Source organism: Ralstonia mojiangensis, from assembly GCF_023955645.1.
Lineage (GTDB): Bacteria > Pseudomonadota > Gammaproteobacteria > Burkholderiales > Burkholderiaceae > Ralstonia > Ralstonia mojiangensis.
The window spans coordinates 63,107-86,203 of sequence record NZ_JAMXHU010000006.1; the positions used below are offsets into that span (position 1 = coordinate 63,107).

At 63.9% G+C, this 23,097-nt stretch carries 20 protein-coding genes; 9 read left to right on the top strand and 11 right to left on the bottom strand.

Annotated features, from left to right (window positions below):
* Positions 1-125: 125 nt before the first annotated feature.
* Positions 126-773: a response regulator gene (locus NG898_RS24235; protein ID WP_252694831.1), complete on the bottom strand. Its 648-nt coding sequence runs from the start codon at positions 771-773 to the stop codon at positions 126-128.
* Positions 770-2,116, bottom strand: a complete 1,347-nt coding sequence (locus NG898_RS24240) for a PAS domain-containing sensor histidine kinase (RefSeq protein ID WP_252694832.1) — start codon at positions 2,114-2,116, stop codon at positions 770-772. Before NG898_RS24240 ends, NG898_RS24235 begins: the two co-directional genes overlap by 4 nt.
* Positions 2,117-2,412: 296 nt before the next feature.
* Between NG898_RS24240 and NG898_RS24245 the strand changes: the two genes are divergently transcribed.
* Complete coding sequence (locus NG898_RS24245; RefSeq protein ID WP_252694833.1) at positions 2,413-3,213, top strand: helix-turn-helix domain-containing protein; 801 nt, start codon at positions 2,413-2,415, stop codon at positions 3,211-3,213.
* A gap of 210 nt (positions 3,214-3,423) precedes the next feature.
* On the opposite strand, the gene NG898_RS24250 is transcribed toward NG898_RS24245, so the two are convergent.
* From NG898_RS24250 to NG898_RS24275, 6 genes are read right to left on the bottom strand one after another with little or no spacing between them, the layout of a single operon-like run.
* On the bottom strand, positions 3,424-4,071 hold the full coding sequence (locus NG898_RS24250) for a BON domain-containing protein (RefSeq protein ID WP_252694834.1): 648 nt from the start codon (positions 4,069-4,071) through the stop codon (positions 3,424-3,426).
* Between the two features lie 30 nt (positions 4,072-4,101).
* Positions 4,102-4,464, bottom strand: coding sequence for a TraR/DksA family transcriptional regulator (locus NG898_RS24255; RefSeq protein WP_252694835.1), 363 nt, complete (start codon positions 4,462-4,464; stop codon positions 4,102-4,104).
* 45 nt (positions 4,465-4,509) lie between these two features.
* Positions 4,510-5,040: a flavodoxin family protein gene (locus tag NG898_RS24260; RefSeq protein WP_252694836.1), complete on the bottom strand. Its 531-nt coding sequence runs from the start codon at positions 5,038-5,040 to the stop codon at positions 4,510-4,512.
* Positions 5,041-5,086: 46 nt separating this feature from the next.
* Positions 5,087-5,740 carry a BON domain-containing protein gene (locus tag NG898_RS24265; RefSeq protein WP_252694837.1) on the bottom strand — a complete coding sequence of 218 codons (654 nt, stop codon included), beginning with the start codon at positions 5,738-5,740 and terminating at the stop codon, positions 5,087-5,089.
* A 34-nt stretch (positions 5,741-5,774) separates the two neighbouring features.
* The gene (locus NG898_RS24270; protein WP_252694838.1) at positions 5,775-6,614 is read right to left on the bottom strand and encodes a universal stress protein; all 840 of its coding nucleotides are present in this window, start codon (positions 6,612-6,614) and stop codon (positions 5,775-5,777) included.
* A gap of 40 nt (positions 6,615-6,654) precedes the next feature.
* A complete protein-coding gene (locus tag NG898_RS24275; RefSeq protein WP_252694943.1) occupies positions 6,655-7,155 on the bottom strand; it encodes a universal stress protein in 501 nt (166 codons plus the stop codon).
* A gap of 285 nt (positions 7,156-7,440) precedes the next feature.
* Here NG898_RS24275 and NG898_RS24280 point away from each other — a divergent pair, with 285 nt between their 5' ends.
* Both NG898_RS24280 and NG898_RS24285 read left to right on the top strand, forming a co-directional pair.
* Positions 7,441-7,908, top strand: a complete 468-nt coding sequence (locus NG898_RS24280; protein ID WP_260774236.1) for a CBS domain-containing protein — start codon at positions 7,441-7,443, stop codon at positions 7,906-7,908.
* Positions 7,909-7,940: 32 nt separating this feature from the next.
* Complete coding sequence (locus NG898_RS24285; RefSeq protein WP_252694840.1) at positions 7,941-8,123, top strand: YgaP family membrane protein; 183 nt, start codon at positions 7,941-7,943, stop codon at positions 8,121-8,123.
* Here the strand turns inward: NG898_RS24285 and NG898_RS24290 are convergent, their stop codons facing one another.
* Positions 8,124-9,350: an MgtC/SapB family protein gene (locus NG898_RS24290; RefSeq protein WP_252694841.1), complete on the bottom strand. Its 1,227-nt coding sequence runs from the start codon at positions 9,348-9,350 to the stop codon at positions 8,124-8,126.
* 151 nt (positions 9,351-9,501) lie between these two features.
* Between NG898_RS24290 and NG898_RS24295 the strand changes: the two genes are divergently transcribed.
* From NG898_RS24295 to fliD, 6 genes are all read left to right on the top strand, one after another.
* The gene (locus NG898_RS24295) at positions 9,502-10,512 is read left to right on the top strand and encodes a zinc-dependent alcohol dehydrogenase family protein (RefSeq protein ID WP_252694842.1); all 1,011 of its coding nucleotides are present in this window, start codon (positions 9,502-9,504) and stop codon (positions 10,510-10,512) included.
* A gap of 80 nt (positions 10,513-10,592) precedes the next feature.
* A complete protein-coding gene (locus NG898_RS24300; protein ID WP_252694944.1) occupies positions 10,593-11,048 on the top strand; it encodes a universal stress protein in 456 nt (151 codons plus the stop codon).
* A 328-nt stretch (positions 11,049-11,376) separates the two neighbouring features.
* Positions 11,377-12,282 carry a mechanosensitive ion channel family protein gene (locus NG898_RS24305; RefSeq protein WP_252694843.1) on the top strand — a complete coding sequence of 302 codons (906 nt, stop codon included), beginning with the start codon at positions 11,377-11,379 and terminating at the stop codon, positions 12,280-12,282.
* A gap of 79 nt (positions 12,283-12,361) precedes the next feature.
* Positions 12,362-13,255, top strand: a complete 894-nt coding sequence (locus NG898_RS24310) for a class II glutamine amidotransferase (RefSeq protein WP_092975262.1) — start codon at positions 12,362-12,364, stop codon at positions 13,253-13,255.
* A 244-nt stretch (positions 13,256-13,499) separates the two neighbouring features.
* Positions 13,500-19,349, top strand: coding sequence for an excinuclease ABC subunit UvrA (uvrA, locus tag NG898_RS24315; RefSeq protein ID WP_252694844.1), 5,850 nt, complete (start codon positions 13,500-13,502; stop codon positions 19,347-19,349).
* Positions 19,350-19,548: 199 nt separating this feature from the next.
* On the top strand, positions 19,549-21,585 hold the full coding sequence (fliD, locus tag NG898_RS24320; protein ID WP_252694845.1) for a flagellar filament capping protein FliD: 2,037 nt from the start codon (positions 19,549-19,551) through the stop codon (positions 21,583-21,585).
* A gap of 49 nt (positions 21,586-21,634) precedes the next feature.
* On the opposite strand, the gene NG898_RS24325 is transcribed toward fliD, so the two are convergent.
* On the bottom strand, positions 21,635-21,910 hold the full coding sequence (locus tag NG898_RS24325) for a hypothetical protein (RefSeq protein ID WP_252694846.1): 276 nt from the start codon (positions 21,908-21,910) through the stop codon (positions 21,635-21,637).
* A 97-nt stretch (positions 21,911-22,007) separates the two neighbouring features.
* Entirely contained in the window at positions 22,008-23,006 is a 999-nt protein-coding gene (locus tag NG898_RS24330; RefSeq protein WP_252694847.1) for a hypothetical protein, read from the bottom strand.
* Positions 23,007-23,097: the final 91 nt, after the last annotated feature.

Sequence of the window (23,097 nt, forward strand, 5' to 3'; positions counted from 1 at the left end):
ACGGCAGACAGGGGTGCGCCCCGGGGTGATACCGACCGGCCGATGCATGTGCATCAACGATAGCGATTCCGGGGCGGCGGCCTTTGATGTGTCGCAAGGCCGGGCTCAGTCCTGCAGAGAACGCGCTACAGCGTATCGTCGTCGGAAAACAAGCGATGACGTATCGCGTAACGCACGAGGGCGGCCTCGCTGGAGAGCTGCAGCTTGTCCATCAATCGCATCTTGTAAGTGCTGATGGTCTTCGCGCTCACACACAGACTGGTGGCGATCTCGGTCAAGGGCTCGCCTCGCACCAGCCGCCGATAGACTTCCATCTCACGATCGGACAGGCGCGTGTGGGCCGCTTCCTCACTGGGCTCGCCCAGGCTGTGCGCAAGCTTCTCCGCCATGGGCGGACTGACATACGTGCCGCCGTTCGCCACCTTCTGCAGCGCGCTGACCAGTTCGGTTGCGGCGCTCTCTTTTGTCAGGTAGCCGGCCGCCCCCGCACGAAAGGCGCGGGCCACGTACTGTTCTTCAGCGTGCATGGTCAGCACCAGCACGCGCACCCTGGGGTGATCGTCGTGCAACTGGCGGAGCAGCTCCAGGCCGCTGCGCCCCGGCATCGAAAGATCCAGCACGATCACCTGCGGTTGATGCTCGCGCACCAGTTGCAAGACCTGCGTACCGTCGGACGCTTCGCATGCGACTTCAAAATCGCCCGCGCGCTCCAGGATATGGCGCACGCCATCGCGCATCACGGCATGATCGTCGGCGATCATCACGCGAATCATGTCCGTGCCTCCTCAGTGGCTTCATGAACGGCGGGAAAGCTCACGCTCAGGCGAAAGCCGCCGCCGGGCGCGTGGGTGATCGTTGCCTGCCCGCCCAGTAACCGGGCCCGCTCACGAATGCCAAGCAACCCCAGCGGCTTGCGTTCACCTGCGCCCGGAGGCGCCCCACTCCAGCCATGACCATTGTCTTGAATGGACAACTCCAACAGGTCGTCCTGCTTGGAAAACTCGATCTCAACGCGTGTGGCATCGGCGTGGCGCACGACATTGTTGAGCGCCTCCTGCACGATCCGAAAGACCGAGATGGCAGCGCGCTCGTTCATTGCCAGCTCTTGAGCGCGCACAGTCACGATCAGGCCAAAGCGCTGGCGAAAATTCTTGGCCATCCATTCGATGGACGGCACAAGCCCTAGCTCATCCAGCAACGGCGGCCGAAGGTCAGCAGAGATCTGCCGCACGGCAACAATCGTCTCGTCGATCACGTGTTGCATCGCCTGGGTCTGGTCGATCAGCACTTGGTCGCTCCGTGCGGCCTGCAGATCGGCCGCCAGCAGCGAAATGTCCATCTTGAGCGCGCTCAGCCGTTGCCCCAGATCGTCGTGCAGCTCACGGGCAATGCGGTGCCGCTCTTCCTCCCGCGTGGCCAGAATGCTGTCCGACAAGTGCTGCAATTCTTCCTGGGAGCGCCGCAGCGCCGCTTCCGCACGGACACGCTCCGTGGTGTCGCGCAGCATCACCGTGAAAAGCTTGCCGCCGTTCACTTCGATCTGTGAAATCGACGCTTCGATCGGGAATTCCCGCCCGTCGGTATGCAGGGCAAATAGCGGGCGCTGCTTCCCCATCTGACGCTCCGATACGCCCGTCACCCCGAAACGCCGTACATGTGCCTCGTGCGCGCCGCGAAACCGTTCAGGAATAAAGTCCGACAGCGGGCGGCCGATGGCATGGCGCGCCGGGCATCCGAACAGTGTTTCCGCCATGGGATTGAACAGCACGATGCGCTGGGAGTCGTCCACGGAAATGATGGCTTCCATGGACGAGCGGATGATGCCGGCCAGCCGGGCTTCGCTCTTTTCAAGGTATGTCAGATCCCGGGCGACGGCGGCTCGCAACTTCCGGAGCCGCAGCCAATAGAACACCAGTGCGACAACGGCAGCGATACTTGCCGACGCTAACAGAATGAACGGAGCCTCCCCGGCCCGCAGGGCGAAAGCCAGCCGAGCCACCGTTGCAGCCAGCAGCAAAACGGCCAGCACCCCCAATACCAATTCGGCTGAGGTGGATTGCAGTTGCAGCAGGCGCCTGTGCGTTGCCTTCGAGGATTGAGTGTCTTGCTCCGCCACCGGACACCGGAAAAGGGCTTAGAAGCAAACAACATATCGCATTCCGGGGGCGGCTGATACTCCCCATGTGACGGAGAAGCCCTCCGGAAAACCCTGCTGTGGCTGTCAGGAAACCCTGACAGGGGCATGGCGCATCCCGACGCACATCTCAGCGCCGCCTGATTTCGCGCAAACGCCGCGCCTCCGATACTTCAGCCTACGGACACCGAGCCTTGATGGAGGGCAGTGACCGGATACCCACCGCCTCACCGAGGATGTGTGGCTCAAAGACCACAGACGCCTTCCGGAGCCGCCCCATGATTCCGCGCACCATAGAGTCCCCCGCCCACGTTGAAACCCGCCATCCTGCTGCGCTTCCCCAACTCAGGCTCGTGCGCGATGCAACACAGGCCCGGCAGACTACGCCACTGATTCCCAGCAGCCAGTGCGCAAATTGCATGATGCACTGGGCTTGCATCGCAAGCGCTGTACCTTCCGCGCAACGCGAACAACTGGACCAGATGGTGCACACGTGGCGCAAGATCGCCAAGGGCGAAGCACTCTTCCGTGCGGGTGACAACTTCCACGCCCTGTATGCCATCCGGTCCGGATCGTTCAAAACCGTGGTATCGCACCCCAACGGCACAAATCACGTGACCGGATTCCAACTGTCGGGCGAAACGCTTGGGCTCGATGGCATTGCCGCCGATCGCCACACCTGCGATGCGATTGCCCTGGAAGACAGCACGGTCTGCTCCATGCCCTTCCATTGCATTGAAGACCTGTGCCAGGACATCCGCCCGCTGCAACGTCGCCTTCACCAATTGATGGCGGAAGAGATCGTGCGCGAGTCGGGCCTCATGCTTCTGCTCGCCGGGCTGAGCGCGGAAGCGCGTGTTGCCACCTTCCTGCTCAATCTCTCCACGCGCATGCAGGACCGCGGGTACTCCGCTTTGAGCTTCACGCTGCGCATGACCCGCGAAGAAATCGGCAGCTACCTTGGCATGCAGCTTGAGACGGTCAGCCGCGCGCTGTCGAGGTTCCAGCGCGAAGGCTGGATCGTCGTGAGCGGCAAGAACATCGAGCTCACTGACAAGGCGGCGCTGACGGAGCTTTAGAGTCGCTAACAAAACCTTCCTGGCGTCGTTGCTCCTCCTTGCCGTACCTTTGTACTGTCTGCGTCGTCGCGCCTAGCCAGGATCGCTGCGCTAGGTTTTGTTAGCGACTCTTAATCGATCGGCCTGCCCCAAAAAGCAGAAACACGCCGCCCCGCTCTTTTTCCAGCGGGGCGGCGTGTTTGCTTTCCTGCGCTTGCTCTATCACCAGCCTTACGTCGCGATCTGGAGATGATCGATGACTTCCGTTACGCCAGGTGCGGACCATGCCGCGCCCTTGGCCGCGCGCCGCTCCGATGCGGAACCGACGTGGCCGCTGAGGGTCACCGTCCCGCCCTGAACGGAGACGCGAATGTGATCGGCCTCGCGTGCGGCATGCCGCTTGAGCGCCGCACCGATCTGCTCGGCAACATTGGCCGGCACCACGCGCGCTTTGATCCGCAACCGATTGATCAGACCTGCTACACCGCGCAACGATCCCACCGCATGCGCCGCCTGTTCGCTCTGGTATGGCCAGTCGACCTCGCCCGAGAGCGTTACCCAGCCGTTTTCGACCAGCACCTCGATGCGATTGGACGGCAGGCTGACCTGCCATTCAAGCGCGTCACGGGCCGCTTGAGCAACGTCCGCATCGGTGTGTGCACCCGGCAGGCGAACTTCGATTTTCTGCACGACACCACGCACACCACCCACGCGCTCGGCTGCATGCTCGGCTGCAAGCTTCTCCATGTAGCTGCGCACGTGGCCGGTCAGTGTCACCACGCCGTTCTCCACTTCCACACCAATCCCTGCGGCATCCACCGCAGGCTCCCAAAGCAGTTCGTCGTTGACGTCCTGCTTGATGCCCAGATCGCTTTTCATACCTCGCTCCTGCTAGATAGAGTCGCCTGGCTATGCCCAGTGGCGTTCACGCGCCGTTTGGCAAGACAGACAGCGCATGGCTGTCGGCTGGGCTTGCAGGCGTAAAAACGGAATCGCTTCACCACAATCGACGCAGATGCCGTAGCTGTGCTGCTGCATACGCTCGCGTGCAGCGTTCAATTGCTCAAGCTCGCCTCGGTAACGGGCGAGCATGACGTCGTTCGTTTGGTCGCCAGCCTCTTCATCGGCAAGATCTGCGTTTTCGAACGGCGCTTCACGCGGCACCGGCTCAGCCGATGCGCCCAGCGCCGACAACTGGCGCTGCACGCGTGCTTCCTGCTCGTCGAGCAAGCTCCTCAGCCGTTTCCATTGCGCCTCGGTAAAGCGGGTCATGCCCAGTCTCCTTCAGTTGAATCAGCGTCGCGCGGCGTGTCGACTTCAGGCTTCCGTGGGCGAGAGCCAAGCCGGGCGCTGCCGCGATTGCTCCCACCGGCCGGCGGTCTTCACCTGATCGATAAAGCCCGCCATCTCTTCCTGCGATAACCCGCTGAGCACATCGCGCTGGAACAACGCCAGCACCGGTGCAGGAATGGTCGCGGTGATGCGCATGATTTCTTCCACCGCACGGAATGCCCCGCGCGCCGCCATGACGCAAATGACCGAAAGGTGCGTGGACCCCAGCAATTGGTCAGCCAGGAAGTCCCGCATGGGCGAAGCCAGGTGGCCCATCCAGATGGGTGCGATCACGATGACGTGTTCGATTTCATCAAGGGGCGGACCTTCATAGCGATACTTGGCGCGCGCATGGAATACCGTTTCGATGACACAGCGCGCATCTCCCAGGAAGCCGGCGCGCGGATGCTCGTCCGTCACCTCGGCAAGCTGCCATCCGCTCTGCGCGGCCATCTGCTCGGCCACCTGACGTGCCGTGCCAGTGCGCGAGTAGTACACGATCAGCTTCTTTTCCATCTCGTACTCCAGGGATTTCGAAAACAGTGGAACGGGGAAATTGCTTTTAGGAGCCAACCCACGTCTGATCGACAACGGCGCGCACGCCTGGCGCATCCCATGCGGCCTCGCGGGCCGCACGGCACTCGTTGAGGTTGCGCAGCGGCCCGTACAAAGTCACCGTCCCGTCTGCCACGGAGACACTGAGGCGCGAGGCATCGACCACAGCCAGGCGTTGCAGTGCCTTTGCAATGCGATCGCTCAGATCCGCCGGGCCGGCAGCGGCGCGCAATGTCAGCGCATTGGCCACGGACTTCACGCCGTGCACTCTGCGCACCGTGTCCAGCGCCGCGCGGCGCTGAAAGTCCTGGTCGACTTCACCGCGCAGCGTCACAGCTCCGCCTTCGACAGTGATCTGGATAACATTCGGCGGCAGCGATGCATTCCAATGCAACGCACTGCTGATTGCCTGAGCAATCTCGTCATCCGGGCGCTCCATGTCTGGCGGCATCCGCACATCTACATGGATAACAAGCGCGGTGACGCCCGCAACACGCCGGATCGCTTCTTCCGCGGCGTGCTTGTCGGCGAACGTGTCGACACCGCCAGAGAGCGTGACGACACCGTCCTTGGCCTGCACCGCAAAGCGGCTGGCATCCACCGCGGGGTCCCATTGCAGTTCCTCTTCGACATCGTGCTTGAGCTGGATATCGTTCTTCATGGTGATATTCCTCAGGTTCAATTGAGGTCGAAGCTCAGTGCGACATCAGCGCCGGCACGGTCATCGTCTTCAGCAGGGTGCGTGTCACCCCGCCCAGCACGAGTTCGCGCAGGCGGCTGTGCCCGTAGGCGCCCATCACGATCAGATCAGCATTGAAGTCGGCCGCGCGCGAGAGCAGCAGCTCGCCCACGGCGGTGTCGGAATCTGCACAGTCCGCCTCTTCCACCGTTGTATGAATGCCGCGCGCGTTCAGGGCGCGCGCAACCTGGCCTACTGTGGTTTCTTCGGCCCAGTGCTTGGGCTGCTTGCTGGTGATCTGCAGCACGTGCACTGTTGCACCCGTCATCATTGGCATGGCGTCGTGCAGCGCACGGGCCGATTCGCGACCGCCGCTCCAGGCGACGAGCACACGCTTGGGCAGCGCCGTGAAGTTGCCCGCGTATGGCACCACCAGCACCGGACGGCCCGACTCCAGGATCAGGGTTTCCACAAAGTCGCCCGCGATAAATTCATCCGGGTCATCGTGGTTCCGTTGCCCAATGACGAGAAGATCGGTCTCCCGCGCTTCACGCAGCACGAGTGCCACGGGGTCGCCTTCCACGGCACGCCACTCCGTTTCTACCCCAAGGCTTTCCGTCGCCTGGCGAAAGCGCGCGTGTACGGCATCGCGGATGCCGTCGCGGCGGATGCGGTCTTCCTCCAGATAGCGCGCAGCGTTCTCCATCATGTAGAACCAGCTGAGGCTCGGCGCAAAGCTCGCATAGATACCGACGAGTTTGGCGCCGTGCGCCTGTGCGTACTGCGCCGCGAGGTTGAGGCGATGCATGGCGCGTTCGCTGCGGTCCAGATGCACCATCACACTGGCGTAGCTCATGGTCAGATCCTGATGTCGTGTCAGAGGATGAACTACCCGGTCAGGCAATGACGGCATTGCTCAGCGGTTCCGTGGCCGTGTGCGGCGTCTCGGTCGGCAATGCCCGGACCAGCAGCACCGGCAGTGTGCTCAGCCGGACAACGCTCTCGGCCACACTGCCGAGGAACAAACGCCGGAAACCGCGTCGCCCATGCGTGCCCAGCACCAGGGCTTGGGCGCCGACGTTTTTCGCCGCCTGCTCGATGGCAGTACCGATATCGAAGGTTCCGATGGGGTCGTCAACCACCACGCTGTGAACGTGCACGCCGGCCTTTTCGGCCTTGGCACGCGCGTCGGCAACGATTTGATTGCCTTGTTTGACCAATGCCTCGGTAAAGGCGCCGACATCGATATAGCCAACGTCGTACATCAGATACGAGTTGTCGATCACGTGGGCGATGACCAGCTCAGAGCCGAGCTTTTGTGCCAGCTGGATCGCCTCGTCCAGCGCGCGATCTGCCGTCGGACTGCCGTCCACCGCTACCAGAATCCTGTCGTACATGATGTGCCTCCATCGAATCCGTCGTCCGCCCCGAACGGGGTTGCTGGATTCCATGTTGGACCACCAAGCGGATCACCCATTGATTTACATCAGCGTTTGGCTCACCCGATGCGCAGGCCATGTCACTTGATCTACCTCAATAGCTTGGGCCCCACGCTCGATAGACTCCTCCGCTATCCGCACCCCTTCGGTGCGGTCATGAAAAGCTCACGGCACCTTGTGCGGGATCAACCTCTGACACCGGCCCGTTCTTATAGTGAAAACGTACGCGCATCGGAGTTCAGCATGAGGGTTGATGAGATTTGCTCCCACCGCATCGTCCACGTTCAGGCAACGGCGACGCTGCAGCAAGCTGCCCGGTTGATGCGGGACGAAAGCGCCCGCGCGTTGCTCGTCACGGAACACACCGGCGGAGGTTCGCGCGTGGTGGGCATCGTGACAGACCGGGACATGGTGGTGCACGGCATTGCCAGCCACAGTGATTGCACCCAGATCGCCGTATCGGAGGTCATGACGCGGGGCCTTCTGACCATCCACGATGACGCCGTGATCAGTGAAGCCCTGCGCTCGATGCTGAGCCACGGCCTGCACCGTCTGGCCGTGGTTGATCGTCAGCAACGGCTGGTTGGCATGCTCAGCCTGGACGACACCATCCGTGCGATGGGCGGTGAATGGACCTTGCTGGCCGGCATTCTCGGCCGCGACAAAGCTACCGGGTCTCGCCAGCATGTGCCGTGCGATTTGATTCTCTAAGTCTTTACCCACCGTTCTTCAGGAGCACAGCCATGTTTACCAATGTTGGAACCGCAGACCGCGCCGTCCGCATCTTGATCGGCATCGCCATGATCTTGCTCGCGTTCTTTGGCAAGGTGCCCGCATGGGTGGGCTGGGTGGGGCTGATACCTCTGGTGACGGGCTTGGTCCGCATGTGCCCGCTCTATTGGGTGCTGGGCATCGGGCGGGATTGACTAGGCGACAAACCAGAACACCGCCCAGCTGGACAGAAGCATGGTCAGCAGACCGGCGGTGACCTTGCCGGCAAAGGCGCGGCCTCCGCTGAGGGTCACGACAATCTTCGAGAAGGTGTTGGCTGTCAACGCAAGCATCACCAGCGCGCCTGCCGTCGAGGTCTGCAGCATGTGGCCAGCCGCCTGCGTTGCAATGGATGCGGTTGCGGCATGCACATCGGCAAACGCGCCAAACACGGTGACACCCACCACCGCTGCTGTCCCGAACCATGTACGCGCTGCGGCAGCAGCAAGCAGCAAGGCTGCAGTCCACAGCGCAAAACCGATTGCGACGCGCCAGTTGATGGATGACGCTGAACTCTCCGGCGCCCCCTGACGCGGCTCGCTACCGCGCCATATCCAAAGAGCGGACCATGCCACGGTTGCTGTCATGCCCACCGCCAGCGGCGCCGCCAGCACGCGCAGCAGGTCGATGTTGATGGCGGCAATCAGCAGCAGCATCTGCACCAGCGTGGCGACATTGGACAGCAGCGCAGCGGCAACCGCACCGTCAACGGGCCGATGGTCCTTCCGGACGCGCGACGCCATCGCTGTGATCGTTGCCACACTCGATGCAAACCCGCTGAACAAACCAGCCAGCGGCAAACCGATGCGCTCCCCAAACCATCGCGCCACAAAGTGGCCCGTGTTGCCGGTCAGCATGACAAGCAGCACAACCAGCCACAGCGTATGCGGGTTCCATGCGTTCAGTGGCCCCATGTTCCGGTCGGGAACCGCGGGCCAGATCAGCAATGCCGCGACGGCGAGGATCAGCAAATCGGCGAGTTCACGCTGGGTGATGACCGTGCGGGCAAACCGGTGCAAACCCGCTTTGGCATAGAGCAGAACAAGAAGCACCGTGCCAAGGCCAGCCGTCATTTCCGGCTCGCTCACGGCATACGCACCTAACAGCGTGGTCGCCACCAGGGCGAGCTCCGTCGTCACGCCAGGATCCACATTGGCCGAATGGTGATAAGCCACCGCGGCCAACACTGCGACCGTCAACAACACGGCGGGCACGGCAAACGGTATCGGCAGGCTTGCCGCAATGGCACCCGCCAGCGCCCCGATCGCAAACGTTCGCATGCCCGCGGGCAGCTCTGCGCTGCCGGTGTGACTACGCTCACGCTCAAGGCCGATCGCCAGGCCCACGCCCAGGGCAACCGAGAAGGACAGCAGTGAAGTCATTCAGTGGACCCGGATGGCCGTTGCATTGCACCCATCCAGTATTGCGCGCGGCAACGCTTTCCGATTGATCTGGCGCAGTCGATGTCGACTGCCCGGACGTAGTTCCGCAGGGCTGATCCATACTGACCAGACACGCCATACGGAGACAGCAATGTCTGAATCGATGCAGGCCATGGTGATGGAAGGCGCCGGAAAGCCATTGATCTGGCGTGAAGTGCCCATGCCCACGCCGGGGCCGGGCGAGGTCCGGATCGCGGTGTCCGTGTGTGGCGTCTGCCGTACCGACCTCCATATCGTGGACGGCGAACTGACCGCCCCAAAACCTTCCCTCATTCCTGGGCACGAAATCGTCGGCATCGTCGAGTCATGCGGCGAAGGCGTGACGACGCCTGCGCGAGGCGAGCGCGTTGGCGTGCCGTGGCTCGGGTGGACATGCGGCGTCTGCCCGTACTGCGTACACGGGCGCGAAAACCTGTGCGACCACCCGGCCTTCACCGGATACACGCGCGATGGCGGGTATGCGCAATACGTCGTCTGCGACGCGCGATACTGCCTGCCGATTCCGGTGCGGTACGACGATGCCCACGCGGCCCCCCTGCTCTGCGCCGGCCTGATTGGCTACCGCACGCTGCGCATGGCCAGCGATGCACGCCGCATCGGCATCTACGGCTTTGGCGCTGCGGCCCACCTCATCACGCAGATTGCCGTGGCAGAGCAGCGCGAAGTCTTTGCCTTCACCCGGGCCGGCGACACCCCGGCGCAACAACTTGCGCTGGCCACCGGCGCCAAGTGGGCCGGCGCCAGCGACGGCCCCGCACCGGAGCCGCTCGACGCCGCGTTGATCTTCGCGCCCATCGGTGCGCTCGTGCCGCAGGCGCTGCAGGCGGTGGTCAAGGGCGGCTCCGTCGTCTGCGGCGGCATTCACATGAGCGACATCCCCGCGTTTCCATACCGATTGCTATGGGAAGAACGCAGGTTGGTCTCAGTGGCGAACCTGACGCGGGCGGATGGGCTCGCGCTCATGCACATCGCAGCGGAAGTCCCCTTGCAAGTTCATGTCACGCCCTATCGGTTGCAAGACGCGAACACCGCCCTGGAAGACCTCCGGGCCGGGCGGGTGGCGGGCGCTGCCGTCCTGCAGGTGTCTTCGGAAGACCTTTGACACGCATCAACAGCCTCGGCGCCACGCTGTCTACGCTGATTACACGCGGTGCCCTACTGAGCAACGCCTTGGAGACCATCATGTATCAGCGAATCCTGCTCGCCGTCGACGGCAGCCACGCCTCCTATCTCGCGCTGCACCAGGCCATTGTGGTCAGCAAGGCGACGGGCGCTGAAGTCGAGGCCCTGTTTGTAGCCGATAGCAGCGACATCACCTTCGACATGGTTGGCGCTGACTCGATTGCCTACGCAAACCAGGTGGTCAGCTACGGCCGGGACACGCTCGCCGAGGTATCGAAAAAGCTGGACGCGGCGGGTGTCAAACATTCGACCAAACTGCTTGAAAAGTCCATTGCGCCTGGGCAGATCTCCGCCACGATTGTCGCGGAAGCCAACGAAACGGCAACCGACCTGATCGTGCTCGGCACGCATGGCCGGCGTGGGCTCAAGCATCTGGTGCTCGGCAGCGTGGCCGAGGGCGTGGTGCGCAAGACCAACAAGCCTGTGTTGATGGTGCGTAGCGAGGTCGAGGAATAAGAAGTAAGGGGAAGGCACGGCCTACGGCGCCGCCCGCCCGGACCTCGGACGGGCGGCGAAGTCTGTCTGAACGCCAGATGGCGTTGCCGAGCGACCAAATTTCCGGTGCCACCGCGCCATGCGTGTGAGCCTGCCACCGCGCGTATTGTGCGCTCGAGTGCACTCGTCTCTTTCCGCATTCCACCCTGCCCAGACAGGCCCTGCGTCAATTTGACCAAGGCGCGACTGTCACTTTCGGTTTCAAACCGAAGCCAATTCTCCATCCCAATGGTCGATGCATCGGCTTGGGGGCAATTGCCCCGAGCCTGCCTACCCATACTGCTCGACCATGGAAAACTTTCTCTCGCACCTTCATCCCGAACGCCTGAACTTCCTCTGGGACGCCTCCAGCCGCCTAGCCATCAGCCTGTGTGCGGCGCTGCTCATCCTGTGTCTCGGCTGGTGGATCTCCAAACGCATCGGCCATTGGCTCAACCGGCTGATGGGCGGCCAGACCCGCGTCGACGCCACGCTCACGCCCATCCTGTGCGACATCGCCGTCTGGGGCATCCGCATTCTTGCCATCGTTGGGGCGCTGTCCCGGGTGGGCATTGAAACGGCCAGCATCATTGCCGTACTGGGCGCAGCCGGCCTGGCCATCGGGCTGGCGCTGCAGGGCACGCTGCAGAACATTGCGGCGGGCATCATGCTGCTCGCGCTGCGGCCGTTCCGGGTGGGCGACTACATCGATGGGGGCGGCGGTGAAGTTGCCGGCACGGTGGAAGAAGTCAGCCTGTTCATGACGCGCCTGACCAAGCCTGACGGCATTTGCGAATACGTACCGAACAGCGCGCTGTGGAGCCATTCCGTGCGCAACTACACGCGCAACCCGACCCGCCGGCTGGATCTGGAGACAGAGGTCTCGCTGCAAGACGATATTCCGCGAGCCCTTGAGGCGCTCAAAACGCTGGCCGCCAACGAACCGATGGTGCTGGCCGACCCGCCACCGTTGGCCATGGTGATGCGTTTTGACGACAGTGTTGCGGTGCTGAATCTGCGCGTCTGGGCCAGGACTGAGCACTTCTGGGACATGCGCTGGACGCTCGCCCAGCAAGTCCGCGCCACCCTCGCAGAGGCCCGCTGCGCCGTGCCCATGCGGATTCGCGAGCTCCATATCGTGCAAGACGCCGCTCCAAAAACAGAGGGCGAGCCTGCCCGCCAAGGCCGCAAAACTGCCCAGACCCTGGCTGGATGAGGGTCGGGATTTTCTTGTGCATTCGCAAACGCATTGCATAGACTCACCTTTCAAGGCATCCCTTACAGGCAAACGCATCATGTGTCGCTGGCTGGCGTATTCAGGCAATCCCATTCAGATGGAGACAGTGCTGTTCCGGCCGAGGCACTCGTTGATTGACCAGAGCCTGCGCTCCCGCCTCGGCGGCGAGACAACCACCAACGGCGACGGTTTCGGCATCGGGTGGTACGGCCGCTACTCTGAAGTGCCCTTCCGATACCGTTGCCTGCACCCCGCGTGGAACGACACCAACCTGCGCGAAGCCGCCCGCGCCATCCGCTCGTCCATGTTCATCGCCCACGTGCGCGCGGCAACGGATACCCCCGCGCAGGAAACGAACTGCCACCCGTTCCGCTACGGCCGGTGGCTTTTTGCGCACAACGGGCTGATCCGCGAATATCCGTTGCTCCGCCGCGCGCTGATGATGGAAGTGGCGCCCGAGCTGTTTCGCTGGATCGAGGGCTCGACCGATTCCGAGATCATGTTTTTCCTGGCGCTCTCGTTCGGGCTTGACCGCGACCCGCGCGGCGCGCTCGAACAGATGGTCGGGCTGATCGAAGACATCGGCCGCCGCCACGGCGTCGAATACCCGCTGAACATGACGGTCTGTGCAACGGACGGCGTCCAGATCGTGGCAGCGCGCTATTCCAGCGAGGGCGAATCGCGCTCGCTCTTCCACAGCACATCTTTCAAGCACCTGCACCAGCTCTATCCTGACAGCGCCGCAATTGAAGACGCAGGGGACGGGGCGTTTCTTGTGCTGTCAGAGCCGCTTGTCGACCTGCCCGGCGCCTGGGCGGAGATCCCTGAAGAGACCGTCGTCATCGTCAAGGGCGGTATGGTCGAGCACCACCGTTTTGTGCCACGAACGCCCGGCCCCACCGGTTTTGACCTGCCCGCCAACCAAGCCACTTACGGACGCGAAGCAAGCTGATCGCGCTCCCGCTGGGGTGACATAGGCATCACCCCGCTCCTTTTTGCCCCTCCGCTGAAGCCTCCTGACAAAACGCTGTCAGGAGCCGTGCGTTACGCTCCCGCCCGCGACCCGTTTCGTAGACGAACCGGATCTTCATAATCCGCTACAGTTTACGGCTCGAATTCTGATTGCCGACGCAGCTGCCATAGGTTCACCCGCGCCGGCATTCCCCCTTACCTCCAAGCTCCAAGGAACGCCCTCCATGTCCTCCGGTGTCATTCGCCTGCGCGGAGCCCGTCAGCACAATCTCAAAAACCTCGATCTGGACCTGCGCACGGGCGAAATGACCGTCGTGACCGGCCCGTCGGGGTCCGGTAAGTCCAGCCTCGTTTTCGACACGCTCTACGCCGAAGGCCAGCGCCGCTACGTCGAGACCTTCAGCGCCTACGCGCGCCAGTTCCTCGACCGCATGGACCGGCCGCAGGTCGAGCACGTTGAAGGCGTGCCGCCCGCCATCGCCATCGACCAGACCAACCCCGTGCGCAGCTCGCGCTCGACGGTCGGCACGATGACGGAACTGAACGATCACCTGAAGCTGCTGTTTGCGCGCGCCGCCCAGCTGTTCGACCGCGAAACCGCCCTGCCGGTGCGGCACGACACGCCGGAAACCATCTACGACGAGCTGCTTTCGCGCACGCGCGAGGGCGATCCGCGCCTGGTGGTGACCTTTCCCGTCGAGCTGCCCGCCAATACGAGCCCCGAAGAAGTCACGCAGTGGCTGTCGGTCAGCGGCTATACGCGCGTGCAGGCCGAGCGTGCGGTCGAATCGTCCACGGGCAAGCGCAAGCTGCTGGACGTGGTGGCCGACCGCTTCCGCCTGCAGGGCACCGAGCGTGCCCGCGCGCTGGAGGCCATCGAGTCGTCGCTCAAGCGCGGTGGCGGACGTGTCAGCGTCTACGTTTTGCCTGCAGAGGAAGGTGCGGAGCCCACGATCTGGCGCTTTTCCACCGGCCTGCACTGCCCCGAAAGCGACCTGCGTTACGCAGACCCGCAACCCGCGCTCTTCTCGTTCAATTCCGCTTACGGCGCGTGCGATGCCTGCCGCGGTTTCGGCCGCGTCATCGGCGTCGATCTTGGGCTGGTGATTCCGGACGAGCGCAAGACGCTGCGCGACGGCGCCATCAAGCCGATGCAGACGCCAGCCTGGAAGGAATGCCAGGACGACCTGATGCGCTACGCCGCCGCAGCCGACATCCCGCGCGGCACGCCGTGGGCCGAGATGACCGAAGCCCAGCGCAACTGGGTCATCAATGGCGACCCGGCTTTCAAACGCGGTGGCTGGAACAAGCAGTGGTACGGCGTGCGCCGCTTCTTCGATTACCTGGAGTCGAAGGCGTACAAGATGCACATTCGCGTGCTGCTCTCCAAGTACCGCAGCTACACGACGTGTGAGACCTGCGGCGGTGCACGACTGAAAACCGAGTCGATGCAATGGCGCCTCGGCACCAAGGAAAACGCCGACGCCGTGCTCGCGCCCGAACATCGCTTCATGCCGCGCGGCGTGGCCTGGAGCCGCGCCCAGCTCGAAGCCTTGCCCGGGCTGACCGTGCACGACCTGATGCTGCTGCCCATCGAGCGCATCCGCCGCTTCTTTGACGAACTGACGCTGCCCTCCACCCTGCTCGACGACGCGCTCAAGCTGCTGCTGGACGAAGTGCGCACGCGCCTGGCGTATCTGTGCGACGTCGGCATTGGCTATCTGACGCTCGACCGCCAGAGCCGCACGCTGTCGGGCGGCGAAGTGCAACGGATCAACCTGACGACGGCGCTGGGCACATCGCTCGTCAACACGCTGTTCGTGCTGGACGAACCCAGCATCGGCCTGCACCCGCGCGATCTGGATCGGATTGTCCAAGCCATGCAACGCCTGCGCGACGCCGGCAACACGCTGGTGGTGGTCGAGCACGACCCTTCGGTGATGCTGGCAGCCGACCGCCTGATCGACATGGGCCCCGGCCCCGGCGAGCGCGGCGGCAACATCGTCTTCGACGGCACGCCGGCGTCGATCCGTCAGGCGGACACACTCACGGGCGCGTATCTGTCGGGCCAGCGCCGCGTGGCCGATGCGACGGACTGGCAAGCGCGTCCCGTCAACGATGCCACGCCGCGCCTGGTGCTCGAAGGCGCGTCGGAACACAACCTGCGCGATGTCACGGTCGAGATTCCGCTGCAGCGCCTGGTGTGCGTGACCGGCGTGTCCGGCTCGGGCAAATCGACGTTGATCCAGGACGTGCTGCACCCCGCGCTGGCGCGGCACTTTGGCAAGGCAACGGAATCGCCCGGCGCATTCCGTGCGTTGCGCGGCGCCGACCAGATCAGCGACGTGGTGTTTGTGGACCAGTCCCCGATCGGCAAGACCGCGCGTTCGAACCCGGCCAGCTACGTTGGCGCGTTCGATGAAATCCGCAAGCTGTTCGCCAAGGCGCCGATGGCACTGCAGCGCGGCTACACGGCCGGCACGTTCAGCTTCAACTCGGGCGACGGCCGTTGCCCCACCTGCGGCGGCTCGGGCTTCGAGCACGTCGAGATGCAGTTCCTCTCCGACATCTACCTGCGCTGCCCGGATTGCGACGGCACCCGTTATCGCGCCGAAATCCTGGAGGTGAAGCTGCCGCGCGCCGGTCGCGCATTGTCGGTGGCCGATGTGCTGGAACTGACCGTGAGCGAAGCCGCCAGCGTGTTCGCCGATGACGCCGACGTGCTGCGCGTGCTGCAACCGATCGTCGACGTGGGCCTGGAGTACGTGAAGCTTGGCCAGCCGGTGCCGACGCTCTCCGGCGGCGAGGCGCAACGCCTGAAGCTGGCCGGTTTCCTGGCCGAAGCCGCACAGGCCGCCCAGGCCGCGGCGCGCAAGCGCGTCAAGCAGGACGTGCCCGCCAACGCCGGCCGGCTATTCATGTTCGACGAGCCGACCACGGGCCTGCACTTTGACGACATCGCCAAGCTGATGCGGGCGTTCGGCAAGCTGCTCGACGCCGGGCATTCGCTGATCGTGATCGAACACAACCTGGACGTGGTGCGTGCGGCAGATTGGATCATCGATCTCGGCCCCGAAGGCGGCGACGCCGGCGGCCTGCTGGTCTGCGCCGGCACGCCTGCACAGGTCAAAGACTGCGCCGCATCGCACACGGGCGCCGCACTCAAGCAATACGAAGCCAGCGTTGGTCAGCCGGAAGCCATCGAAGGCGTGCCGCTGCAGACGGCACTGGCCGAGCGCCGCGCCAAGCGTGCTGCGCTTGCGGAAGTCCAGGGCGAAAACGTCGTGCGTATCGTCCACGCCCACGAGCACAACCTCAAAGGCCTGAACGTCGACATTCCGCACGGCAAGTTCAACGTGGTGACGGGCGTGTCGGGCTCGGGCAAGTCGACGCTGGCGTTCGACATCCTGTTCCACGAGGGGCAACGCCGCTATCTTGAATCGCTCAATGCCTATGCACGCTCCATCGTGCAACCGGCGGGGCGGCCGGAAGTCGATGCCGTGTATGGCATTCCGCCCACGGTGGCCATTGAGCAGCGCCTGTCGCGCGGCGGCCGCAAGAGCACGGTGGCGACAACGTCCGAGGTCTGGCACTTCCTGCGGCTGCTGTATGTGAAGCTGGGCGTGCAGCATTGCATCCACGACGGCACGCCGGTGTCCGCGCAAAGCCCTGAGGCGATCTTTGCGCAGCTCATGCGCGACCATCGCGGCCAGCACATCGGCCTGCTTGCGCCGCTGGTCGTGAACCGCAAGGGCGTCTATACCGACCTTGCCAAATGGGCCAAGGCGCGCGGCTATACGCATCTGCGCGTGGATGGCGAATTCCTGAGCGTCGACCCATGGCCGCGCCTGGATCGCTTCCGCGAGCACACGCTGGAACTGCCCGTGGGCGACATCGTTGTCTCGCCGGAAAACGAAGCCGCGCTGCGTGCGCTGCTGGAGCAGGCGCTGGAATACGGCAAGGGCATCATGCACGTGCTCGCGCCGCTGGATGGCCTGCAACACGCCATGCACAACGGCGGCACGGCGCACGTCGGCAACGTGAAGGTGTTTTCGACCAAGCGCGCGTGCGCCACCTGCGGCACCAGCTACCCCGAGCTGGATCCGCGCATGTTCTCGTACAACAGCAAGCACGGCTGGTGCGCGAGCTGCGTCGGTACCGGATTGGCGCTCACGCGCGAACAGCGTGCCGCGTTTGACGACACCGTGCTCGGTGGTGACGACCGCGGCCGCGAACAGACGCTGCCGTCGGAGGAAGTTGATCCGGACGGCATGACCGATCTGCCCTGCCCGGATTGCCACGGCACGCGCCTGAACCCGACGGCGCGCGCCGTCACCTTTGCCGCCAAACCCATCGTCGACATTGCGCAGTGGACGGTCAGCCAGACCCGCCGCTGGGTCGAGGGCCTGGACCTGACCGGCCGCGATGCCGACATCGCCCGCGACGTGGTGGCCGAGATTCACAGCCGCCTGTCGTTCCTGGAGGAAGTCGGCCTGGGCTACCTGAGCCTGGATCGCGCCGCGCCGAGCCTGTCGGGCGGTGAAGCACAGCGTATTCGGCTGGCTGCGCAACTCGGCAGCAACCTGCAAGGCGTCTGCTACGTGCTGGATGAGCCGACCATCGGCCTGCATCCGCGCGACAACCGGATCCTGCTCGACGCGCTGCGCAAGCTGGGCGACAAGGGCAACACGCTGGTGGTGGTTGAGCACGATGAAGACACGATCCGTCGCGCCGACCACATCATCGATATCGGCCCGGGCGCCGGCAAGCGCGGCGGCACGTTGGTGGCACAAGGCGGCGTGGCGGACCTGGCGGCCCAGCCGGATTCGCTCACTGGCCGGTTCCTGTCGCAGCCGATCGAGCATCCGCTGCAGCCGCGCCGTCAGGTGGTCGCACCGCGCGCCGGCGCTCAGGCGGTGCCCGAGCAATGGCTGACGGTGCACGGCGCCAAGCTGCACAACCTGCGCAACGTGACGGCAACGATGCCACTGTCGCGCCTGGTGGCCATTACGGGCGTATCGGGCTCAGGCAAATCGACGCTGGCCCGCGATGTGTTGATGACAAACCTGCTCGATGCGGTTGGCCGTTCGGTGCTGTCTTCGCCGGCCACGCGGCGCGCACGCAAGGCTGCGCAGGCTGAAGTGCCTGACGCCAAGATGCCGCGCAAGCTCGACGTCAAACACGACTGGCACGGCTGCGACAGCGTCACCGGCTGGGAACCCATCGACCGCGTGCTCGAGGTCGACCAGACGCCGATCGGCAAGACGCCCCGTTCGTGCCCGGCGACGTACATCGGCGTGTGGGACACCATCCGCAAGCTCTTTGCCGACACGCTGGAGGCGCGCGCACGCGGCTATACCGCCTCGCGCTTCTCCTTCAACACCGGCGACGGCCGCTGCCCCGCCTGCGAAGGCCAGGGCGTACGCACCATCGCCATGAGCTTCCTGCCTGATGTGAAGGTCGGCTGCGACGTCTGCCACGGGCAGCGCTTCAATGCCGAGACGCTTGCCGTCACCTGGCGCGGCAAGAACATCGGCGATGTGCTGACCATGGAGATCGACGAAGCGGTCGAGTTTTTCGGCGCGATGAACAGCATCGCCCATCCGCTGCAGTTGATGAAGGACGTGGGCCTTGGCTACCTGACGCTCGGCCAGCCCTCGCCCACGCTGTCCGGCGGCGAGGCGCAGCGCATCAAGCTCGTCACCGAGTTGTCCAAGGTGCGCGATGACCTGACCCGACGCGGCCAGAAGGCGCCCCACACGCTGTACGTGCTGGACGAGCCGACGGTCGGCCTGCACATGGCTGACGTGGCCAAGCTGATCCGGGTGCTGCATCGCCTGGCAGACGGCGGGCACAGCGTGATCGTGATCGAGCACGACCTCGACGTGATTGCCGAGGCGGACTGGATCCTCGATCTCGGCCCCGAAGGCGGCGATGAGGGCGGCATGATCGTGGCAGCTTGCGGGCCGGAGGCGTTGACGCGCGTAGCGGCCAGCCATACCGGCGCGGCTTTGGTGCCGGTGCTGGCGCGCGGCAAGCAGGTCGATCCAAGCATGGAAGGCGAAACGGTCTAGCGTGCCGCGCGACGACGGTCTCCGCCCAGGTGGAGACCGTCAGCGCGGAGCATCGCTTGGTGTGGCGCTGGCAATTCTTTCGCTTTCCTGAGCAAACCTGAGCAGAACGTCTGCCCGGGCAGGGTTCGCTCTAAAGAACCGGGCTGCGCTGCCGTCACATTGTGGAGATTGTGAAGAAAGCGTTTGCGCGCGTCCGACCATGGCCACTTCATCCACGAGCAACACCTACATTCCGCCGATTTCCATTCCGGGCATCGGCACGAACATCGACGTCAACACCCTTGTTACGAAGCTGATGCAGGCGGAGAGCAAGGGCATGACGCTGCGGCAGACGCAGCAGAAGGCGTTTCAGACGCAGTTGTCGGCGGTCGGCTCCCTCAAAAGCGCGCTGTCGACCTTCCAGACCGCGATGGCGGCCCTGAACAATCCGGACACGTTTACCGGCAACAAGGCCAGCGGGCACGACACGTCGATCCTCACGGCCTCGCTGTCCAACACGGCACCCGCCGGCACGTATCAGGTCAACGTGACGCAGCTTGCGCAGGCGCAGGTGCTCTCTGCCAACGGGCAGGCATCCAGCAAGACGCCCATTGGCGGCGGCACGCCCACCACCCTCACCTTTTCATTCGGTAGCGTCTCGGGCGGCAGCTTTGCCGACGGCAAATACACCGGCGCCACTTTCACGCAAAACGGCAACCAGGCCGGCGGCTCGATCACCATCGACCCGTCGAACAACACGCTCGCCGGCATCCGCGACGCCATCAACAGCGCCAACGTGGGCGTCTCGGCGAGCATCGTCAACGACGGCAGCAATTCGCCCTATCGGCTGGTGCTGACATCCACCGCAGGCGGTGCCAACTCGGAGATGAAGATTTCCGTGTCGGGCGACTCGGCACTGCAATCCCTGCTGAGCCACGACCCGGCCGGTACGCAGAGCATGACCGAGGTCGCCACGGGCCGCAACGCCATGGCCACCGTCAACGGCATCAGCGTGCAAAGCGCCACCAACACGCTGACGGACGTGGTGGATGGCACCTCGTTCACGCTGGCGAAGACGGGTAGCACGACCGTCACGGTCGGCAGCGACGCCGGCCAGGCCAGCCAGTCGGTGCTCAATTTTGTGAAGGCCTACAACGCGCTGCGCATCCAGCTCAATGCGCTGACCAAGTTCGACACCGCCAACGCCGCCAACAACGGCGCGCTGGCCGGCGACGTCAGCACCAAGATGATGATCAACCAGTTGACCGACGTGCTGGGCCAGGGCATCGGCAACGGTGCGTTCCAGTCGCTGGGCAGCATCGGCGTGACGATGGATAAGGAAGGGACGCTGTCGATTGACGACCCCAAGCTGACCGCCGCTCTGAAGAAATCGCCCAGCCAGGTGGCGGCCGTGTTTGCCGGCACAGGCACGGCGACGGATTCACTGCTGAAGGTTTCGGCGTTTTCGACGACCACACAGGCCGGCAGCTATGGCATCAACGTCACGCAACTGGCCACGCAGGGCTCGCTCAAGGGCTCGACGGCCGCCAACACGACGATCCAGAGCGGCGTGAACGACAGCCTGTCGGTCACGCTCAGCGGCATCACGACCAATATCAAGGTGCCGGCGGGCAGCTACACCCCGTCGAGCCTGGCCGCGCAGATCCAGAGTCAGATCAACGCATCGCCTGACCTGCAGAGGGCGAAGGTGGAAGTGGCCATCGGCGCCGATGCCAACGGCGTGCTGACGTTGACCGACAAGCAATACGGATCGGTATCGACGGTGTCTGTGTCAGGCAACGGCGCAGCATCGCTGCTCGGCGGCAGCCCGACGGCCACGGCCGGGCGCGATGTGCAAGGCACCATCAACGGCGCTGCCGCCACGGGTTCGGGCCAGAACCTGTACGGCGCCAGCGGCTCGGCTGTGGACGGCCTGACGGTGCAAGTCACCGGCGGTGCGTTGGGCGACCGCGGCACCGTCACCGTGCAGCGCGGCTACGCGGCGCAACTGCACACCGTATCGGGCAACTTGTTGTCCAGCAACGGCATGGTGCAGAACGCCACCGACGCCATCAATAATTCGATCACTTCGCTCGGCACCCAGATCGACCGGATGCAGAAGCAGCTCGATGCCAAGCAGGCGCTGTATTACGCGCAGTTCAATGCGCTGTCGAAGGTGGTAGCCAGCATGACGAACACCAGCAACTACCTGACGACGCAGTTGGCGCTATTGCAGAAGCAGCGGACGGGGGGCTGACCGCGCTGACTGCACCTTGAGTGCGCAACCGCGGCGGCCATTTGCCTGGTTACTGCTGCGGCTTTCCCCACAACGGATTCTTGCCATCCGAACCCAGCACCTGGGCGAGCACTTCTGCATCGCCATCACGGGCGACTGGCGTGTTCTTGCGCGCACGGGCGACCTTGGCTCGCTTACCGTGCTTCTTTGCGTGCACGGCTTTCTTGATTCCGCTTTGCGAGGCATTGCCTGAGGCCGGCACGGTGGAGGTATGCTGGGCGCAGATGCCTGCGCTCATCCAGGCGGTGGTTAGGAGGGCTACGGCTAGTTTGTATTGCAGATTCATGTGAGAGAGCTGGCTGACTTAGAAAGTGGAAACGCGAGCGCATGAGGCATACCGTGTCACCTCGCGCGGGCGACCTGCAAGCATCCGCGCCCGACCATCATTTCGCGCCGGTCTTGCCGGGCGGCGAGATGGGCTGATCACCGGATGTCTCGTCCGGGTTGCGGTAGCTGGTGTCAATGGTGTAGCCCTGAGCCTTCAGCTTTTGCTCGGCGTTGGCACGCTCGGCATGCATCTGGCGTTGCAGGCCGGGAAAGAGGTCACGCCAGTGTGGGCGGTCCTGCTCATTGAGCGCATTGCGCCAGAAGTTGGCGTAACCCTCCAGCTTGATCTTGACGAAGTACGCGCCCGGCTCATCCACCTTCATGCGCGTCGAGTCTCTGGACATCTGAACGTCCATGTAGACCCCGTTGAGATAAAAGCGCCACGAGGTCATGTCGGGGAGTTTCATCCAGTCTTCCAGGCCCGGCACATACTCCGGGTCCAGTGAATCCACCCCTTGGTCTTTTACGAGCCGATAGCGAAAGGCCTCGGCACCTGCCAACCGCGGATTTTCCGGATATATCCACCGCTTCCAGCCAGCCCGCTGGATACGCTTGAGCATTTCGTAGAACTGCAGGCGTGCCTGATCGTGCGTAACGTTGTTTCGCGGGGGGATGCCGAGGCTGATGCTGTAGTCATAGATACCTTCTTCAGCGTGGGCCTTGTCGAACGAACCCGAAACACCCAGGGCTGTGTCCAGACGCACCTCGCTCTTTTGGTTCTTGATGACGACCGTACCTTGCGAGCTGTCGGGCCAATCCACCGCATAGAAGGTCACGCCGTAGGCCTGCTCATTCTTGTTGTCAACATCCACGGCCTTGCCATAGCGCCCAATGAGCGCCTGCGGCGACTCGCCTATCTCAATCTCAATACTTTGCGGCATCACTATTTTGCTGGATGACTTGCTGGTGGAGGAAGGCTGGCACCCCATGACCAGGAGCGCGGCCAGCGTTGCGAGAAGACACGAAACCGTGCGGCGTACTTGAAACATCATCGTGCAGGGGCTTTTTGATTGGATCCGCGAGAAGCAGATTGTGGCGATGGTGGAGCGGGCCACAGCAACAATGCCTTACTCAGATAGCCGTCGGTGGTTTGTTCGCTGCGGGGATCCCAACGGCCCACCTGCAAAGGCCGGAAACAACGTGGGA

Bases quoted from the DNA above. Each gene is read 5' to 3' on its own strand.
- NG898_RS24235 (WP_252694831.1), bottom strand. From the start codon at position 773: ATGATTCGCGTGATGATCGCCGACGATCATGCCGTGATGCGCGATGGC.
- NG898_RS24245 (WP_252694833.1), top strand. From the start codon at position 2,413: ATGATTCCGCGCACCATAGAGTCCCCCGCCCACGTTGAAACCCGCCAT.
- NG898_RS24250 (WP_252694834.1), bottom strand. From the start codon at position 4,071: ATGAAAAGCGATCTGGGCATCAAGCAGGACGTCAACGACGAACTGCTT.
- NG898_RS24255 (WP_252694835.1), bottom strand. From the start codon at position 4,464: ATGACCCGCTTTACCGAGGCGCAATGGAAACGGCTGAGGAGCTTGCTC.
- NG898_RS24260 (WP_252694836.1), bottom strand. From the start codon at position 5,040: ATGGAAAAGAAGCTGATCGTGTACTACTCGCGCACTGGCACGGCACGT.
- NG898_RS24265 (WP_252694837.1), bottom strand. From the start codon at position 5,740: ATGAAGAACGATATCCAGCTCAAGCACGATGTCGAAGAGGAACTGCAA.
- NG898_RS24270 (WP_252694838.1), bottom strand. From the start codon at position 6,614: ATGAGCTACGCCAGTGTGATGGTGCATCTGGACCGCAGCGAACGCGCC.
- NG898_RS24275 (WP_252694943.1), bottom strand. From the start codon at position 7,155: ATGTACGACAGGATTCTGGTAGCGGTGGACGGCAGTCCGACGGCAGAT.
- NG898_RS24280 (WP_260774236.1), top strand. From the start codon at position 7,441: ATGAGGGTTGATGAGATTTGCTCCCACCGCATCGTCCACGTTCAGGCA.
- NG898_RS24285 (WP_252694840.1), top strand. From the start codon at position 7,941: ATGTTTACCAATGTTGGAACCGCAGACCGCGCCGTCCGCATCTTGATC.
- NG898_RS24290 (WP_252694841.1), bottom strand. From the start codon at position 9,350: ATGACTTCACTGCTGTCCTTCTCGGTTGCCCTGGGCGTGGGCCTGGCG.
- NG898_RS24295 (WP_252694842.1), top strand. From the start codon at position 9,502: ATGTCTGAATCGATGCAGGCCATGGTGATGGAAGGCGCCGGAAAGCCA.
- NG898_RS24300 (WP_252694944.1), top strand. From the start codon at position 10,593: ATGTATCAGCGAATCCTGCTCGCCGTCGACGGCAGCCACGCCTCCTAT.
- NG898_RS24305 (WP_252694843.1), top strand. From the start codon at position 11,377: ATGGAAAACTTTCTCTCGCACCTTCATCCCGAACGCCTGAACTTCCTC.
- NG898_RS24310 (WP_092975262.1), top strand. From the start codon at position 12,362: ATGTGTCGCTGGCTGGCGTATTCAGGCAATCCCATTCAGATGGAGACA.
- uvrA (WP_252694844.1), top strand. From the start codon at position 13,500: ATGTCCTCCGGTGTCATTCGCCTGCGCGGAGCCCGTCAGCACAATCTC.
- fliD (WP_252694845.1), top strand. From the start codon at position 19,549: ATGGCCACTTCATCCACGAGCAACACCTACATTCCGCCGATTTCCATT.
- NG898_RS24325 (WP_252694846.1), bottom strand. From the start codon at position 21,910: ATGAATCTGCAATACAAACTAGCCGTAGCCCTCCTAACCACCGCCTGG.